At 54.6% G+C, this 17,060-nt stretch carries 12 protein-coding genes; 9 read left to right on the plus strand and 3 right to left on the minus strand.

The window, feature by feature from the left end:
* Nucleotides 1-153 precede the first annotated feature (153 nt).
* The 3 genes from katG to ACVBEF_RS08445 form a co-directional block, all read right to left on the minus strand.
* A complete protein-coding gene (katG, locus tag ACVBEF_RS08435) occupies nucleotides 154-2,352 on the minus strand; it encodes a catalase/peroxidase HPI (RefSeq protein ID WP_447123494.1) in 2,199 nt (732 codons plus the stop codon).
* 135 nt (nucleotides 2,353-2,487) lie between these two features.
* A complete protein-coding gene (locus ACVBEF_RS08440; protein WP_447123495.1) occupies nucleotides 2,488-5,523 on the minus strand; it encodes a transglycosylase domain-containing protein in 3,036 nt (1,011 codons plus the stop codon).
* 263 nt (nucleotides 5,524-5,786) lie between these two features.
* Entirely contained in the window at nucleotides 5,787-6,110 is a 324-nt protein-coding gene (locus ACVBEF_RS08445) for a helix-turn-helix domain-containing protein (protein WP_447123496.1), read from the minus strand.
* Between the two features lie 615 nt (nucleotides 6,111-6,725).
* Between ACVBEF_RS08445 and ACVBEF_RS08450 the strand changes: the two genes are divergently transcribed.
* The 9 genes from ACVBEF_RS08450 to ACVBEF_RS08490 form a co-directional block, all read left to right on the plus strand.
* Complete coding sequence (locus ACVBEF_RS08450; protein ID WP_447123509.1) at nucleotides 6,726-7,121, plus strand: MerR family transcriptional regulator; 396 nt, start codon at nucleotides 6,726-6,728, stop codon at nucleotides 7,119-7,121.
* Nucleotides 7,122-7,219: 98 nt separating this feature from the next.
* The gene (locus tag ACVBEF_RS08455; RefSeq protein ID WP_447123497.1) at nucleotides 7,220-8,404 is read left to right on the plus strand and encodes an isovaleryl-CoA dehydrogenase; all 1,185 of its coding nucleotides are present in this window, start codon (nucleotides 7,220-7,222) and stop codon (nucleotides 8,402-8,404) included.
* Nucleotides 8,405-8,553: 149 nt separating this feature from the next.
* Nucleotides 8,554-9,495: a pyridoxal-phosphate dependent enzyme gene (locus ACVBEF_RS08460; protein WP_447123498.1), complete on the plus strand. Its 942-nt coding sequence runs from the start codon at nucleotides 8,554-8,556 to the stop codon at nucleotides 9,493-9,495.
* Complete coding sequence (aceK, locus tag ACVBEF_RS08465) at nucleotides 9,492-11,345, plus strand: bifunctional isocitrate dehydrogenase kinase/phosphatase (RefSeq protein ID WP_447123499.1); 1,854 nt, start codon at nucleotides 9,492-9,494, stop codon at nucleotides 11,343-11,345. The genes ACVBEF_RS08460 and aceK overlap by 4 nt, the downstream gene beginning before the upstream one ends.
* A 39-nt stretch (nucleotides 11,346-11,384) precedes the next feature.
* Nucleotides 11,385-12,593 carry an acetyl-CoA C-acetyltransferase gene (locus ACVBEF_RS08470; RefSeq protein WP_447123500.1) on the plus strand — a complete coding sequence of 403 codons (1,209 nt, stop codon included), beginning with the start codon at nucleotides 11,385-11,387 and terminating at the stop codon, nucleotides 12,591-12,593.
* A gap of 238 nt (nucleotides 12,594-12,831) precedes the next feature.
* The gene (locus ACVBEF_RS08475) at nucleotides 12,832-13,437 is read left to right on the plus strand and encodes a DsbA family protein (protein WP_447123501.1); all 606 of its coding nucleotides are present in this window, start codon (nucleotides 12,832-12,834) and stop codon (nucleotides 13,435-13,437) included.
* Nucleotides 13,438-13,442: 5 nt separating this feature from the next.
* Nucleotides 13,443-13,856 (plus strand): YchJ family protein, encoded by a 414-nt coding sequence (locus ACVBEF_RS08480; protein WP_447123502.1) that lies wholly within the window; start codon nucleotides 13,443-13,445, stop codon nucleotides 13,854-13,856.
* 74 nt (nucleotides 13,857-13,930) lie between these two features.
* Complete coding sequence (locus ACVBEF_RS08485) at nucleotides 13,931-15,661, plus strand: AMP-binding protein (protein ID WP_447123503.1); 1,731 nt, start codon at nucleotides 13,931-13,933, stop codon at nucleotides 15,659-15,661.
* Between the two features lie 18 nt (nucleotides 15,662-15,679).
* Nucleotides 15,680-17,060 (plus strand): carboxyl transferase domain-containing protein (locus tag ACVBEF_RS08490; RefSeq protein ID WP_447123504.1); only part of this gene is annotated, 1,381 nt, incomplete at its 3' end.

The following is a 17,060-nucleotide window of genomic DNA, read 5'->3' on the forward strand; positions in this document are numbered from 1 at the left end:
AGAAGAGGAATTTTGGAATACGTTAGCGCAATCAGCTAGTGCCTGAGTAAGTTGCCTCACGTACGAGAAGCGCACACGTAAAAGAGCCCCGAAAAATTCGGGGCTCTTCATTAAAACCTGCCTGATGATGGGTATCAATCAGGCATGCGTGGATCAAGCCAGATCGTAACGATCAAGATTCATCACCTTGGTCCAGGCCGCCACAAAGTCATGCACAAACATTTGCTGCGCATCGCTCGATCCATAGACTTCCGCGATGGCGCGCAGTTGGGAGTTCGAGCCGAATACCAGATCGACCACCGTTCCCGTCCATTTGAGTGCGCCGCTGGCCCGATCATGCCCCTCCAACACGCCTTCGGATGCCGTTGATTTCTGCCACTTGGTGTTCATGTCGAGCAGAGTGACAAAGAAATCATTGGTCAAGGTTGCAGGCCGTTTGGTGAAAACACCATGTTGGGCCTGCCCGAAGTTGGCATTGAGCGCACGCATGCCGCCAATTAACACCGTCATCTCAGGTGCCGTCAGCGTCATCAGATTGGCCCGATCCAACAGCAACTCCGCTGCCGACCCTTCGCGTCCTTTGCCGAGGTAGTTGCGGAATCCGTCTGCAGTCGGCTCCAGAACGGCGAATGACGCGACATCAGTCTGCTCTTGGGAAGCATCCATACGCCCCGGTGAAAACGGAACGAGCACGTTCTGCCCGGCTGCTTTTGCCGCTGCCTCAACAGCAGCTGCGCCGCCCAGCACGATCAAGTCCGCCAGCGAAACCTTCTTGCCGCCCGATTGCGCGCTGTTGAAGTCTTGCTGGATGGCTTCCAGAGTGTGCAGCACCTTTGCCAATTCGGCCGGTTGATTCGCTTCCCAATCCTTCTGAGGAGCAAGACGAATGCGCGCGCCGTTTGCGCCGCCGCGTTTGTCGCTGCCACGGAAGGTTGCCGCCGAAGCCCAGGCCGTTGTCACCAGTTGCGAGACAGACAGTCCGGAGGCCAAGAGCTTGGCTTTTAGGGCCGAAATATCCTGCTCCCCGATCAAGGCATGATCAACCGCCGGAATCGGGTCTTGCCACAACTCCTGCTGCGCAGGAACGAGCGAGCCAAGATAGCGCGCAACAGGACCCATATCGCGGTGCGTCAGCTTGTACCAAGCCTTGGCAAACGCGTCTGCGAACTCTTGCGGGTTCTGATGGAAGCGTCTGGAAATCTTTTCATAGGCCGGGTCCATCCGCAGCGAGAGGTCGGTCGTCGCCATCATCGGCGCGTGCCGCAGCGACGGATCGTGCGCGTCCGGCACAGTACCGGCGCCAGCACCCTCTTTCGGCGTCCATTGTTGCGCGCCGGCAGGGCTCTTGGTCAGCTCCCATTCGTAGCCGAACAAGGTGTCGAAGTAGCTGTTATCCCAGGTGATTGGCGTTGGAGTCCATGCGCCTTCCAAGCCGCTGGAGATCGTATGGACGCCTTTGCCGCTGCCAAAGCTATTTTTCCAGCCGAGGCCTTGCTCTTCTATATCCGCACCTTCGGGGGCGGGACCAACGTATTTTCCCGGATCGGCAGCACCATGGGTTTTGCCGAAAGTATGACCACCGGCACAGAGGGCGACTGTTTCTTCGTCATTCATCGCCATGCGTGCGAAGGTCTCACGGATATCATGCGCCGCAGCGAGTGGGTCCGGGTTGCCATTCGGGCCTTCCGGGTTGACGTAAATCAGGCCCATCTGCACCGCGCCCAGAGGATTCTCGAGTTCACGATTGCCGCTGTAACGCTTATCGCCCAGCCATTCAGCCTCAGGACCCCAGTAAATATCTTCTTGCGGTTCCCAAACGTCCGCACGCCCACCAGCGAAACCGGCGGTCTTGAAGCCCATGGATTCCAGCGAAATATTGCCGGTAAGAACGATCAGATCAGCCCAGGAGATTTTCCGGCCGTACTTCTGTTTGATCGGCCACAGCAAGCGCCGCGCCTTGTCCAGACTCACGTTATCCGGCCAGCTATTAAGAGGTGCGAAGCGCTGTGTGCCAAAGCCCGCGCCACCGCGACCATCGGCGATACGGTAGGTACCGGCGCTATGCCACGCCATACGAATAAAGAACGGCCCATAGTGACCATAATCGGCAGGCCACCAGTCTTGCGATGTCGTCATCAACGCATGCAGATCCTGAACAACAGCGTCCAGATCGAGGCTTTTAAATTCTTCAGCGTAGTTGAACGCGTTGCCCATAGGATCGGACAGGGAAGAGTTTTGATGCAGAATTTTGAGGTTGAGCTGATTAGGCCACCAGTCGGCATTTGTTGTGGCACCAGCTACTGTCGGTTTCAGTTTACCGCCCGAAAATGGGCATTGTGGTTCAGTTGACAAGGTATTCCCCTTTTGCTTGGTTGCAAGAAATTACCTGGCTGAGTGTAGGCCCCAGACTCTGATTAACCTACAACATATTTCCAATCGGAACGATAGTCAGATCCGGAGGACTGACGCAAAACCGCCTCAGCAAACCTACGAGGCGGTCGCCACCGCTGTTTGCGGCCGCACGCATTCCGAGGCTTGCCGCCCCGTCATGCTCTGGTTAAGCCGAGGCATCAGTGTGGGAGCCAGCACTTTGAGCACCTGCACCGTCAGGGCGCTGGTGAATTTGTATTCCGCCGCCTTGGGTCCCGCAACATACGCTACGACGGTGCCGAAATAGCGATCCCCGAGATAGAACACGAAAGCCCCGGAGCGGCTGACCACCCTTTCCGAAATCATGCCGCCGCCCTTGGCGAAGGTCTTAAAACGATTGTCACCCGTGCCGGTCTTGCCGCCCACCGCCATCGGCGTGCCATCTGGCAACGTGAAGACGCCTGCTAACCGTTTGGCTGTGCCTAGCTGCACTACTTCAGCCAGCAACGGCCGTATCAGCTTCGGAATTTCCGGCGGCAATATCCGTTCGCCGCTTTGTGCGGCCCGAGTGAGTGCTGTGTCATAAGGCGTGGCCGCCGCAAAATGCAGACGTTCAATGCGTACCGTCGGCAAGCGCACGCCGTCGTTGGCGATAATCCCCATCAGCTCTGCCAGCGCATCCGGGCGATCGGCCGAGGCACCGATGGCGGTGCCGTAGGAAGGCACCAGCGCATCGAAGGGATAGCCCACCCGTTTCCAGGCCTTGTGGATTTCCTGAAAGCCTTCGACTTCCAGCAACTGTTTGATGCGTTTGTCCTGCGCGTTCTTATGCCGGGTCTTGAACAACCATTGATAGACCTCTTGCCGCTGGCCTGTACTTGCCTCGAAGGTTTGCGTGAGCGTGGCCTCAGGATGTCCGCGCAGATAGTTCAGCGTCCATAACTCCAGCGGATGCACACCCGCCAGATAGCCACGGTCCGGCAGATTGAAGCGTTGCGGCGAATACGCCTCGTACAATTTTCCCAACGCCTCCGGGCTCAGATCGGCGGCGGGCAGCCAGGTTTGCATGAATTGGGCAAATTGCGCCTCATTGGCCTCAGGAGCGATACTGCGAAAAATCACCGCAAGGCGCTTCGGCGTCGGATGTATCCCCTCAATAAGCGCCTCTTCTGCACCCGACGCACTTTTGCCATGATATTTACGATAAAACAGCCCAATAAAGACCCGGCCCTCACGGTCGGCAAAGCGCTGTAAATACTCCTTGCGCTGCGGCAAATCGCTGTCTTCCAATAGCTGCGCGCTCGACCCCGGCGTCTGGTACATATAAAAATGCACCATATCGCGCATCAGCCGCACGAAGACCAGATTGACCGAATAGCGCAATCCTTCTTGCACCGTAAAGAAGCGAGAATCTTCCGATTTTTCGAAGTTGGCAAAACTCTGCATGCCGCCCCCGGTAAAGAACCATTCGCCCGGATTACCGGAATACTGGCGTTGCAGGGCCGCTTCCAGCATCGGCGTGAGGCTATGATCGGGCGCGCTTTCCAGATAGTCCAGCGCCCAGCGCCGGATCGGATCTTGCGCCGCCACAGGAATATTTTTTAGCGCAGCCGGGTCGAGGGCCGCATATTGACGGTGCAAATCAGCGACGATTTCCAGATAAGTCACCAGCGTGCGCAGCTTGGCGGTAGAGCCAAGATCGAGCTTGATGCCCTTATTGATATCGAGCGGCTCATCAAAGTTGTCCGCTTGCACCCGCACCCGGTTACCGTCCGGCAACCGCTCAAAGAGCGTCAACGCGTAGGTCACGCCACTGGGGTCGCCATGCTCAAGCAACTGAAAATCGATCAGCCCGGCAGCCTTGGCATAGGCCGGATCGCGCAGTTTGCGCAACACCGTCGTCACTTCCTGTTGCAGTTGGGAGTCCAGCGCACTATCGACCGTCAGGTCCAGACGATCCAATGCATACATTTTCGGCATGCCTAGCAGAGACGCCAGATTGCCACGCACAGCATTGATGCCTTTACGCTCGACCGGCGGCGGTGGCGGCGCTTGAACGTGTTCCTTTTGCCAGACCAGCGATTGCGCCAGCGCCGCGTTGCCCAGTTCCGCCGAGATCACCCCAGCCTTCACCATCCGACGCAGATAGGCATTGGTGAGCGCTTCCAACTCCGTGATCCGGGCCAGATAATACGACGGGCTACGCTGCGCAATAAACAGGCTCAGCGCCTCTTTATAAGCCAGCGCACGCTGTTCTGGCGGGGCGGGTGAATTGTCTGCCAGCAGCGTATTGACCTGCGCAAAATCCCGGCCATACCAGGCCCACAGGCCGTCTCCGATACCGTTGATTTCGCCAAAACCAGCCCGCGCAGCCAGCGGCACGGTATTGATGTAATCCACCACCAACTTTTGCCGCGCTATCGTCGTGTCTTCACCATTCAGATAAGCACGCACCGACGCCGACGCCATCTGGCGCAACTTATCCATCGGCGAGGCGGTGCGCCCGTCCGGCGCATGCCGGTATTTTTCGATCTGCGTCGCCAGCGTGCTGCCACCGGGCGACTCAGTGCCGAGATTGACTAAATGTAAAGTGTGATCCCATCCCGCCAAGGCAAAGCGCCCCCATTCGACGGCAGGATTACGGCGCGGCTGAGTAGGGTCGAGCAGATTGTGATTCTCGATATACAAAAGCGAATTGGCCAGCAACGATGGCACTGCCGCAAAGCCGGGATAGACCCGTTCGGGATAGCGCGTTGCATACATCGGCAAGCCATTGCAATCGAACACGCTCAGGCCGGCCTGATCTTTTTCCGGGTAAGGCAAGTACAAACCGTGCGCGACCATCTCGCGCATCCGTGGCGACAGCCTTGCTTGTGCGCTCACGCTGTAGTTTGCCGCAATGAGCCGCTTCAGATAGGCGGGCAATTGCGCATAACCCATCCGTAAATCGTAAGGTCCGGCATCGGAATAATGGATCGAAGGGCTGGGCCCGGGCGCGACCACAAAAGTCAGATCATGCCCGAGCCGTGCAAGATAGCGGGCTTGCAAGCGCGAGGTACGCACTTCGTCGGCAGTGCAATAGATCACCGCCACCACTGACAGCAGGATTGCCATCAGAATGACAAACTTAATGGGGCGGAAGCGATTATTCATCATGGGCTCCGGGTGGTTTGTGCCGAGTGGAGCGATCCAGTTTTAGGATATTTAGATGTTAATATATTAACGTATTCTGTGTGTCGGGTTGTGGTAAAACATCAACGTTCCCCCATCATTTTCGGTATGAATTGGTACCGACTATCTGACTCGAACAGGTCACTTTCTGCTTACGAAGCCGCTGCCGGCTTAGGCAAAATATGTTGGAGGCGCTGATTTATCATGTTTCTCGGCAAGCTTGAACAGAAGGCGGTTTGGAGCTATCAGGCTGTAAAAACAACTGCAATATGACCAGCGGATTTCCTTTGGCTACCGGAGCTGACAACTATTTGTACATCACGGCCAAGACGCACTAAACAATCCAACATCTTCGATTCGCTGATTCCACGAAATTGGCCGCGCAACATGTTTGATAATTTAGGTTGCGTTAAGCCCAGCACTTCGGCGGCCTCTTGCTGAGTCCAACGACGACTTTTGATGATCTCACCAATTTTTGTTGCCAATTGCGCTTTTACCAGCATTTCTTCTGCGTCACGCATACCCAGGTTGGCATAGACATTGCCGCAGCTTTCTTCAATTTCAATCATTCCGTTCTCCTTTGGCATGGGCTTCTGCTGCTTTCAATCGTAGTTGGATTAAGTCCATGTCTGGCTTTGGCGTTGCGATTTCATGCATTACTTATATCCATATGGGTATATAAAACAAAGAAGCTTAGTCTGGACTCATCACGAATTAGGCATCGTTCGAGTTCTGTCCTGTTTTTATTGCTAATGATTGATATCGCATAATTATTCATATTCAATAATTTAGAATAATTCCCTTCATGCAACTTTTTCCATCGAACTGACTTGGCCACTCAGATGGCGAAGCAACTCATTCAAAATGGACGTTCGAATCCATTCCCTCGTCCATATGTCTCACCATACTTTTTTAAGCTATTGATTTTATTGAAGTTCAATAGTGTTTGGACGTCCAAACACGTCCAAACACGTCCATATCACAGACGTTATTTTTATAGCATCTAAGAAGCAATTCCCAGCACGTCCCAAGAGAATATTTCTACCCTCCCACAAAATTCGGTTGACGTTAACGTCAACTGCGGATAACTTGGCGCATTCATGAAAATTCAATTGCCTGAGCACTATCCCGGTATTTTTTCATCCAGCTTTTAGTCATCCACCGTATTGCTCCCATATCCACCTATGCCAACCTACACCATCACCGAACTTGCACGTGAATTTGAGATTACGCCACGGGCTATCCGGTTCTATGAGGATCAAGGCTTGCTTAGCCCTGGTCGTGATGGCGCTGGCGGGCGCAATCGCGTCTATGCAGCGCGTGAGCGTACCCGTTTAAAGCTGACCTTGCGCGGAAAGCGGCTGGGATTGACCTTGCTGGAAATCAAAAGTCTGGTCGATATGTACGATTCGCCGAAAGATTCTGCTGCGCAACTGGAGCATTTTCTGGTGGTATTGGCGCGCCATCGTTCATTGCTCGAACAGCAGCGTGAGGATATCGATGTGACGCTGGCAGAGGTGCTCGAGCAAGAAGTTGAATGTACTAAATTGCTGAAAGCCGATCAGTTTAGTCAAAAATAAGTCGTCCCAGCTAAAGCCATTAGCTACCCCAAAAATGCCATATAAATCACTAACCCACAGGCGACGGGCTGATCCCACGCCACCCAGAGGAGACAAACATGCTGCACTTACCCGGTCTGAATTTTGCTCACGGTGAAGATATCGCCGCCTTACGTGAAACGATCGCCCAATTCGCCGCCGCCGAAATTGCCCCGCGTGCAGCCGAGATTGACCGTACCGATCAATTTCCAATGGATTTATGGAAAAAAATGGGTGATCTCGGCCTGCTCGGGATCACTGCCGACGAAGCCTACGGCGGTATCGGCATGGGCTATCTGGCCCACATCATCGCGCTCGAAGAGATTTCCCGCGCCTCGGCCTCGGTCGGCCTGTCCTACGGCGCGCATTCTAATTTGTGCGTCAACCAGATCAGCCGCAATGGCACGCCCGAGCAAAAAGCCAAATACTTGCCGAAACTGATTTCCGGCGACCACATCGGTGCGCTCGCTATGTCCGAGCCTAACGCCGGTTCTGACGTCGTCAGCATGAAGCTGCGCGCCGATTTAAAAGGCGACCGCTATGTGCTCAATGGCACCAAAATGTGGATTACCAACGGCCCTGACGCTGATGTCATGGTGGTCTACGCCAAGACCGATCTGGCCGCCGGTTCGCGTGGCATGACCGCGTTTCTGGTCGAGAAGACGTACAAAGGGTTTAGCGTCGCCCAAAAACTCGACAAACTCGGCATGCGCGGATCGCACACCGGTGAGTTGGTGTTTCAGGATTGCGAAATCCCGCTTGAAAACGTCCTCGGCGGCGTCGGTAAGGGCGTCAATGTTCTGATGTCCGGTCTCGATTTTGAGCGCACCGTGTTGTCCGGCGGCCCGCTCGGCATCATGCAAGCCTGTCTGGACGTTGTTGTCCCCTACGTGCATGAACGCAAACAGTTCGGTCAGGCGATTGGTGAATTTCAATTAATGCAGGGTAAGCTGGCCGATATGTATTCGACCATGATGGCCTGCAAAGCCTATGTCTACGCAGTCGGTCAGGCCTGCGACCGCGCCGACAGCCCGGCAGCAGTGCGTGCGCTGCGTAAAGATGCCGCTGGCGCGATTCTGTATTCGGCTGAAAAAGCCACATGGATGGCGGGCGAAGCGATTCAGGCGCTGGGCGGCAACGGCTATATCAATGAGTACTCGGTCGGTCGGTTGTGGCGCGATGCAAAATTGTATGAAATCGGTGCGGGAACCAGCGAGATCCGTCGTATGCTGATTGGCCGCGAATTGTTTTCTGAAACGGCTTGACGGCAGATCGCGTCGGGCAGCATCCCTCTCAACAAGGGGGATGCATTTTGGACCGGCCACAAGCCGCACCAAATCAATGAATGGGCAACGAATAAGCGGCGTTGTAGTCACGCCATCAGTCCAATTAAACCCGTATTCCCCATTCAGTCATGACCTCATTACACATCCACACCGCTTTATTAGCACATCCGCAGCTCTCCGTTGCCCTAGGTAAACAGGTCTGGCTAAAGATGGAAAACACCCAGCCCTCCGGTTCCTTCAAGTTGCGCGGGATCGGCCTGCTGTGTCAGCGTGCGGTTGTCAATGGCGCAACGCGACTAGTTTGTCCCTCCGGCGGTAATGCCGGGTTCGCCGCCGCCTTTGCCGGTGCGGCTTTAGGCGTCCAAACCACCGTCGTTGTGCCGCTGACAACCAGCGCCGAAGTGATTGAGCGCATCCGCAACATAGGCGCAGAGGTTATCGTGCATGGCAGCGTCTGGGATGGGGCGAATCACTATGCGCTGCAACTGTGCGAACAAGCTGGCGCAGTCTATATTCCGCCCTTCAATCACCCCGATATCTGGGACGGCAACGCCACGCTGATCGACGAAGCCGCAGCGCAGGCAAAAGCCCGCAACATCGCATTTGACGTCGTTATTTGTTCGGTCGGCGGCGGCGGTCTGATGTCCGGTGTACTCCAGGGTATGCATCGCAACGGCATGCAAGACGTGCCGCTGATTGCAGTCGAAACTGAAGGCGCGGCATCCTTGCAAGCAGCGGTGCAAGCTGGCGAGTTGATCTCACTGCCAGCGGTGACTTCGATTGCCACTTCGCTAGGTGCCACGCGTGTGGCCGAAGCCGCATTGAACTGGACCCGCAAGCATCCAGTTCACAGCGTCACCGTCAGCGATGCGCAAGCGGTTGCTGCCTGCCTGTCGTTTGCCAATGACATGCGCACCATCGTCGAGCCAGCATGCGGCGCGGCATTGGCGGTGGCTTATCAAGCGTTACCAGTATTAGCGCCATTCAAGCAGCCATTGATAGTGGTCTGCGGCGGTATCGGTGCGACGCTGGAAGCACTTGCCGGTTGGAAACAGGCATTTTCATTATGATGAAGACCATCCCCCCAGCATTCCCCAAGCTCCTCTCGTCGCAAATCGCCTTCGACACTGCGCGCACGATCCTTGATGGATTCGATAAACATTACCGTTTGTTTCGCGAGGTCAGCCACGCCGCTAAACGTCATTTCGAATGCAGCGACTGGAAAGGCGCACAAGTCGAGGCGCGCGAACGGATCGCTTTTTATGACACGCGTGTGAGCGAATGCGTGCGGATGCTGGAAGACGAATATGAAGACGCAGACCTCACCGACGCCGTCTGGCGCGAGGTCAAATTGCATTACATCGGTTTACTGACCAACCACAAGCAACCCGAACTGGCGGAGACGTTCTTTAATTCGGTTTGCTGCAAAATGTTGCATCGGGCTTATTTTCATAACGATTTCATCTTTGTGCGCCCGGCAGTCTCTACCGAATATATCGACACCGATGAAACGCTGCCCACGTATCGGGTGTATTACCCCCTGCTCGACGGCATGAACGCCACCCTCAAACGCATCATCACCAATTTTCAGTTGCAACGCCCGTTCGCCGATCTGGACCGCGATGTGACGCTCGCTGAGCAGCGCATTCAGCAGTTTTTTAGCACCGGCTCGCTAGAACCGAACCATCAGATTCAAGTGTTATCGACGCTGTTTTACCGCAACAAAGGCGCCTACATGGTCGGCAAGATCATCAACGGCAGCAATGAATATCCGTTTGTGATTCCGATCCTGCACAACCGCAACGGCGACTTGATACTCGACGCCGTGCTGTTTGAGCGCAAAGTGCTGGCGATTTTGTTTTCATTTACCCGCGCCTATTTCATGGTCGAGATGGAAGTCCCATCGGCTTACGTGCAGTTTTTACGCTCGCTCATGCCAGAAAAACCGCGTAGCGAAATCTATACGATATTGGGTTTGCAAAAAGCCGGGAAAGCCCTGTTTTATCGCGATTTTTTGCGCCATTTACGGCACTCTTCCGACCATTTTGAAATCGCCCCCGGTATCCGCGGCTTGGTCATGGTGGTGTTTGCGCTGCCCTCGTTTCCGTATGTGTTCAAAGTCATCAAAGATTACTTCCCGGCACCCAAAGAAACCACCAACGCCATCGTCAAAGAAAAATATTTACTCGTCAAAAACCACGACCGCGTAGGCCGCATGGCCGATACGCTCGAATACTCCAGCGTTGCCTTCCCGCGTGCACGTTTTGCCGATGAATTACTGGCCGAACTCAAGCTCGTTGCACCCTCGGTGGTCGAAGAAGACGGCGACGAAATCGTCATCAAGCATCTGTATATTGAACGCCGCATGGTTCCCCTCAATATTTATCTCAGCACGGCCCAGGCCAAGGACGATCACGCCGCGCTGGAGCACGGTATTGTCGAGTACGGCAACGCCATTAAAGAGTTGGTCGCCGCCAACATTTTCCCCGGCGACATGCTGTACAAAAACTTCGGTGTCACGCGTCATAATCGTGTCGTCTTTTATGACTATGATGAGATTGAATACATCACCGATTGCAACTTCCGCACCATCCCCTTACCGCGCAATGAAGAAGAGGAAATGTCTGCCGAACCTTGGTATTCGGTTGCAAAAAATGACGTATTTCCAGAGCAGTTCGGGGTCTTTCTGTTAGGCAACCCCAACGTCAGAAAATACTTTTTGAAACACCATGCAGATTTATTGACCCAACAGTATTGGCAGCAACGCAAACAGCACATACTGGAAGGTCATTTCGACGACGTTTTTCCTTATCCGCAAGAATGTCGTTTTAGAAACGCCCCAAAATTGACGGCCGCTATCACCATAGCGCCGCAAGATGTTGGGCAAGGTCAGACAACACACACTTCCATCACTATCTGATCAATCGGACGGCAAAGCCGTCTACACTGGAGAAGCAACATGAGTGAAAATACAAAAGACGCCATCGTTATCGTCGGTGCAGCACGCACCCCAATGGGCGCATTTCAAGGTGACTTTACTTCCCTTACCGCCAGCGATCTGGGCTCCGTTGCCATCAAGGCCGCAGTCGAGCGCGCAGGCTTGAAGCCAGAGCAAGTCGACAGCGTCATGTTCGGTAACGTACTGCAAGCAGGCCAGGGACAAGCCCCGGCACGCCAAGCCACGATCAAGGCCGGTTTGCCAATATCGACCAACGCCTCGACCATCTCTAAAGTATGCGGCTCCGCCATGCAAGCAACCATGTTTGCGCACGACGCGCTGTTGGCGGGCACGGTTCAGGTTGTCGTCGCCGGCGGTATGGAATCGATGACCAACGCACCGTATCTGATTCCAAAAGGACGCGGCGGATATCGCATCGGCCACGGCACGATTTTGGATCACATGATGTTGGACGGTCTGGAAGACGCCTACTCAAAAGGCGAAACCGGCGGTGGCCGTTCAATGGGTACTTTCGGTGAAGATTGCGCAGCCAAATACCATTTCACGCGCGAAGAGCAAGACAACTTTGCGATCAGCTCGGTTAAGCGCGCACAAGCCGCTCAAGCCGATGGCCTGTTCAAATGGGAAATCGCGCCAGTGACAGTGACCAGCCGTGCCGGTGAAGTCATCATCGATAAAGATGAAGGCCCAGCCAAAGCCAAAGTCGAAAAAATCCCCAGCCTGCGCGCAGCCTTCAAAAAAGACGGCACGATCACCGCCGCCTCGTCGTCCTCCATCAACGACGGCGCAGCCGCCCTGGTATTGATGCTGGAGTCCACCGCCAAAAAACTCGGCTGTACCCCCATCGCCCGTATCGTCGGTCACGCCAGCCATTCGCAAGAACCTGAATGGTTCACTACAGCCCCGGTCGGCGCGATTGAAAAGCTCTACAAAAAAATCGGCTGGACCAGCGCTGACGTCGATCTGTTTGAAATCAACGAAGCCTTTGCCGTGGTCCCCATGGCGGCCATGAAAGAACACAACATCGCGCACGACAAAGTCAACGTCCACGGCGGCGCATGCGCTTTGGGCCATCCGATAGGCGCATCCGGCGCACGCATTATCGTGACCCTTTTGGGTGCACTCAAAGCCACCGGCGGCAAGCGTGGCGTGGCATCGTTGTGTATCGGCGGTGGTGAAGGTACTGCGTTGGCGCTTGAATTGTTGTAAGCAGGTTTTTGGCTACGTCGGTGACGGCGTAGCCAAAGCAAGACTTAGGGTCTATTGACATTGAATTTAAAAGCTCCGTTCGTACTGAGTAGCCCGCTAGGGCGTATCGAAGTATTTGCATGCGTCGGTGCATCTTCGATACGGCACTTTGTGCCTACTCAGTCCGAACGGACTTAGTAGTGTTTCACACACTTTATATGTCAACACACTCTATTGAGAGTGAACAAAAAGGATATAGATGAGCGCAGCAATCGATTTCTATTTTGATTTTTCTTCCCCCTACGGCTATTTTGCCGCCGCCCGTATCGACGAGCTGGCCGGCAAGTACGGGCGTGATGTCGAGTGGCATCCGATTTTGCTCGGCGCAGTCTTCAAGACCACCGGCTCGGCCCCGCTCACAGAGCTGCCGATGAAGGGAAAATATTCGTTACACGATTTTGAACGCACAGCGCGTTATCACGGCATTCCCTACAACAAACCACCGGCGTTTCCGCTGCCGACGCAAGTCGCCGCAAGAGCCATGTTGTGGGTGCAAAGCAAGCACGGTGCAGACCAGTCGATCAAGTTTGCCAAGCTGGTATATCAGGCGATGTTCGTCGACGGCATCAATATTGCCGAGCCATTGAATATCCTCGATATCGCGCGCAAAAACGGGATCGATACCGATGGCATGGCCGAAGGCATTAACAGTTTATCGATCAAGAATCAGTTGAAAGCCGAAATCGATTTAGCGATGGCGCGTGGCGTATTCGGCTCGCCCTTCGTGATCGTGGATGGCGAATCGTTTTGGGGATTTGACCGTTTTGAACAAGTCGAAGCCATGCTGAAATTCGGCAAAATTTAAAGAAAATGAAAAGTACGATCAAGGCAACACTCTGTCCCTGCGGCGGCGGCCAGTTCTCAAGCTGCTGCGGTCGCTTCATTGACAGTGCTGCGATACCGCAAACGGCGCAGGAATTAATGCGTTCGCGCTATACCGCTTTCACATTGCGCGACGATGCGTATTTACGCGCAACCTGGCATCACAGCAAGCGGCCTGCGGCGCTCGATATCACCGCCAATGACGACGGCATGAAATGGCTGGGTCTGGATGTACGCCAGCATCAGACATCGGGCAATACGGCAACGGTGGAATTTGTCGCTCGCTACAAAATCGCTGGTCGCGCCCAACGTTTGCATGAATTAAGTCAGTTCGTCAGAGAGTCGACAGAGGGCAGTCTGCGTTGGTTTTATGTGGATGGCATTTCTCCGGAAAAAAAATAAAGACGATACGGTTTGGCAGACCATAACAATACCAAGGCTGCTAAAAAAGTTGCACCGACAGGAGACAAAACAGCATGCAAACGCACAACGATTTACCAGAAAATGCAGCAATGACTATGCAATCCACAAGTATGGCTGTCGGCAGTCAGGATACGCCGCTCATCGAGCAAACCATCGCCGTATTTTTCGACGCAATGGTGGAGCAAGTTCCCGACAACGAAGCGCTGGTCGCCTGCCATCAAAACGTCCGCATGACCTATCGGCAATTGCAAACCGCCTCCCGCCAAGTGGCAAGCGCCTTGCTGAACATCGGCATTGCGTGCGGCGACCGGGTCGGTATCTGGTCGCACAACAATACCGAATGGTTGTTGATGCAACTGGCAACCGCGCGGGTCGGCATTATTCTGGTCAATATCAATCCCGCCTATCGCGTGAGCGAGTTGGAATACGCGCTCAACAAAGTCGGCTGCAAAGCCTTGGTCACCATGACCAATTTTAAAACCAGCGACTATCTGGAGATGTTGCATACGCTGGCTCCAGAGTTGGCGGCAAGCATTCCCGGCGCATTAAATGCGGTACGCATCCCTACTTTAAAGACAGTGATTCATCTTGGAACAGAGGTGTTTCCCGGCATGTTGCGGTTCGCCGATTTGATCGCCAGCGGCGACAGTGAAGATGCCCGGATAGACGCAATCAGCGCCACACTGCACGCCACCGATGCCATCAATATCCAGTTCACCAGCGGCACCACCGGCTTCCCCAAGGGCGCAACGCTGACGCACCGTAATATTCTCAATAACGGTTTTTTCATCGGCGAAGCAATGCGTCTGACAGCGCTTGACCGGCTCTGTATTCCTGTCCCGCTGTACCACTGTTTCGGCATGGTCCTAGGTAATCTGGCCTGCTTAACGCACGGCGCAACTATCGTCTATCCGAACGATGGGTTTGATGCGCTATCGGTATTACAAGCGGTCCAAAACGAGCGCTGCACCGGCTTGCACGGCGTGCCGACGATGTTCATCGCCGAGCTTGATCATCCGCGTTTTGCCGAGTTCGATCTCACCACTCTACGCACTGGCATCATGGCCGGATCGCCTTGCCCGACCGAGATCATGAAGCGCGTCGTGCGCGACATGCACCTCGAACAAATCACGATTGCCTACGGCATGACCGAGACCAGTCCGGTCAGTTGCCAAAGCCAGACCGATACCCCGCTCATCAAACGCGTCTCAACAGTCGGTCTGGTCCATCCGCATCTGGAAGTCAAAATGGTCGATCCCGAATCCGGCCAGATTGTCCCCATTGGCGCAACCGGTGAACTCTGCACCCGTGGTTACTCCGTCATGCAAGGTTACTGGGACGATCTGCCCAAGACGCAAGAAGCCATCGACGCCGACGGTTGGATGCATACCGGCGACCTGGCGACGATGGACAGCGAAGGTTACGTCAACATCGTTGGTCGCATGAAAGACATGGTCATCCGTGGCGGCGAAAATATTTATCCCCGTGAAATTGAAGAATTTTTGTATCGCCATCCCGCTGTGCAAGACGTGCAAGTCGTCGGTATTCCGGACCTCAAATATGGCGAAGAACTCTGCGCGTGGATTATCTTGCGACCCGGTCAGAGCGTGGATGACGAAGGGATACGGACCTTTTGTCGCGACCAAATCGCCTATTACAAAATTCCGCGTTACATCCGTTTTGTGGATGCGTTTCCGATGACCGTTACCGGAAAAATACAAAAATTCAAAATCCGTGAAGCGATGCAAGAAGAGCTCAACATTAGTGATGTAAAGACCGCTTAAAAAACAAAGGATGTAGCTATGCCAAAACTCGAAAGCAAACTCAATCCCCGTAGCGAAGATTTCCAGCAAAACGCCAGCGCGCTCAATTTGTTAGTCGATGATTTACGTCAAAAGGTCGCGCAGATTGCCGACGGCGGCGGTGATGCCGCACGTAAAAAACACGTCGCACGCGGCAAATTGTTGCCGCGTGATCGCGTGCAAATGTTGCTCGACCCCGGCACGCCGTTTATGGAGTTCTCGCAACTGGCCGCCTATCACGTCTACAAAGACAAAGACGGCAGCGACGCCGCCCCCGCAGCAGGCGTCATCACCGGTATCGGTCGCGTCGCAGGGCAAGAATGCGTGATCGTCTGCAACGACGCCACCGTCAAAGGCGGCACCTACTATCCGCTCACCGTCAAAAAACATTTACGCGCACAAGAAATCGCCGCCCAAAATAACTTGCCCTGCATCTATCTGGTCGATAGCGGCGGCGCAAATTTGCCGAATCAGGATGATGTTTTCCCCGACCGCGATCACTTCGGTCGCATCTTTTATAACCAGGCCCATTTGTCGTCCAAAGGCATCCCGCAAATCGCCGTCGTCATGGGCTCCTGTACCGCTGGCGGTGCTTACGTCCCCGCCATGAGCGACGAATCCATCATCGTCAAAAATCAGGGCACCATCTTTTTAGCCGGGCCGCCGTTGGTCAAAGCCGCCACCGGCGAAGTCGTCAGTGCCGAGGATTTAGGCGGCGGCGATGTCCACACCCGCATGTCGGGCGTAGCCGATCATCTGGCGCAAAACGATCTGCACGCGTTGGCGTTGGCCCGCACCATCGTCTCGAATCTGAATCGCAAAAAACCCGAAGGCCCGGTGTTGCGTCCCGTGCGCGAACCGGCCTATCCGGCGCACGAATTGTATGGCGTCATCCCGCTCGATACGCGTAAACCCTTTGACGTACGTGAGGTCATCGCGCGCGTGGTGGATGGTAGCGAATTTGATGAATTCAAGGCCCGTTATGGGACCACGCTCATTTGCGGGTTTGCACATATCTATGGGATGCCGGTCGGGATTATTGCCAATAACGGGATTCTGTTTTCGGAAGCGGCGTTAAAAGGGACGCACTTCATTGAGCTGTGTTCGCAACGCAAAATTCCGCTGGTGTTTTTGCAGAACATCACCGGTTTTATGGTGGGGCGTAAGTATGAGAATGAAGGTATTGCGCGCAATGGGGCGAAGATGGTCACCGCTGTGGCGACGACTGCTGTGCCGAAGCTGACGGTGATTATTGGCGGTAGTTTTGGAGCGGGTAATTATGGGATGTGTGGACGGGCTTTTTCGCCGCGGTTTTTGTGGATGTGGCCGAATGCCCGGATCTCAGTGATGGGGGGGGATCAGGCGGCTGGGGTGCTCGCTA

It is taken from the genome of Glaciimonas sp. GG7 (genome assembly GCF_052976905.1).

Excerpts from the sequence above, each read along its gene's own strand:
- ACVBEF_RS08440 (WP_447123495.1), bottom strand. The coding sequence starts at position 5,523 with ATGAATAATCGCTTCCGCCCCATTAAGTTTGTCATTCTGATGGCAATC.
- ACVBEF_RS08445 (WP_447123496.1), bottom strand. The coding sequence starts at position 6,110 with ATGATTGAAATTGAAGAAAGCTGCGGCAATGTCTATGCCAACCTGGGT.
- ACVBEF_RS08450 (WP_447123509.1), top strand. The coding sequence starts at position 6,726 with ATGCCAACCTACACCATCACCGAACTTGCACGTGAATTTGAGATTACG.
- ACVBEF_RS08455 (WP_447123497.1), top strand. The coding sequence starts at position 7,220 with ATGCTGCACTTACCCGGTCTGAATTTTGCTCACGGTGAAGATATCGCC.
- ACVBEF_RS08460 (WP_447123498.1), top strand. The coding sequence starts at position 8,554 with ATGACCTCATTACACATCCACACCGCTTTATTAGCACATCCGCAGCTC.
- aceK (WP_447123499.1), top strand. The coding sequence starts at position 9,492 with ATGATGAAGACCATCCCCCCAGCATTCCCCAAGCTCCTCTCGTCGCAA.
- ACVBEF_RS08470 (WP_447123500.1), top strand. The coding sequence starts at position 11,385 with ATGAGTGAAAATACAAAAGACGCCATCGTTATCGTCGGTGCAGCACGC.
- ACVBEF_RS08475 (WP_447123501.1), top strand. The coding sequence starts at position 12,832 with ATGAGCGCAGCAATCGATTTCTATTTTGATTTTTCTTCCCCCTACGGC.
- ACVBEF_RS08480 (WP_447123502.1), top strand. The coding sequence starts at position 13,443 with ATGAAAAGTACGATCAAGGCAACACTCTGTCCCTGCGGCGGCGGCCAG.
- ACVBEF_RS08485 (WP_447123503.1), top strand. The coding sequence starts at position 13,931 with ATGCAAACGCACAACGATTTACCAGAAAATGCAGCAATGACTATGCAA.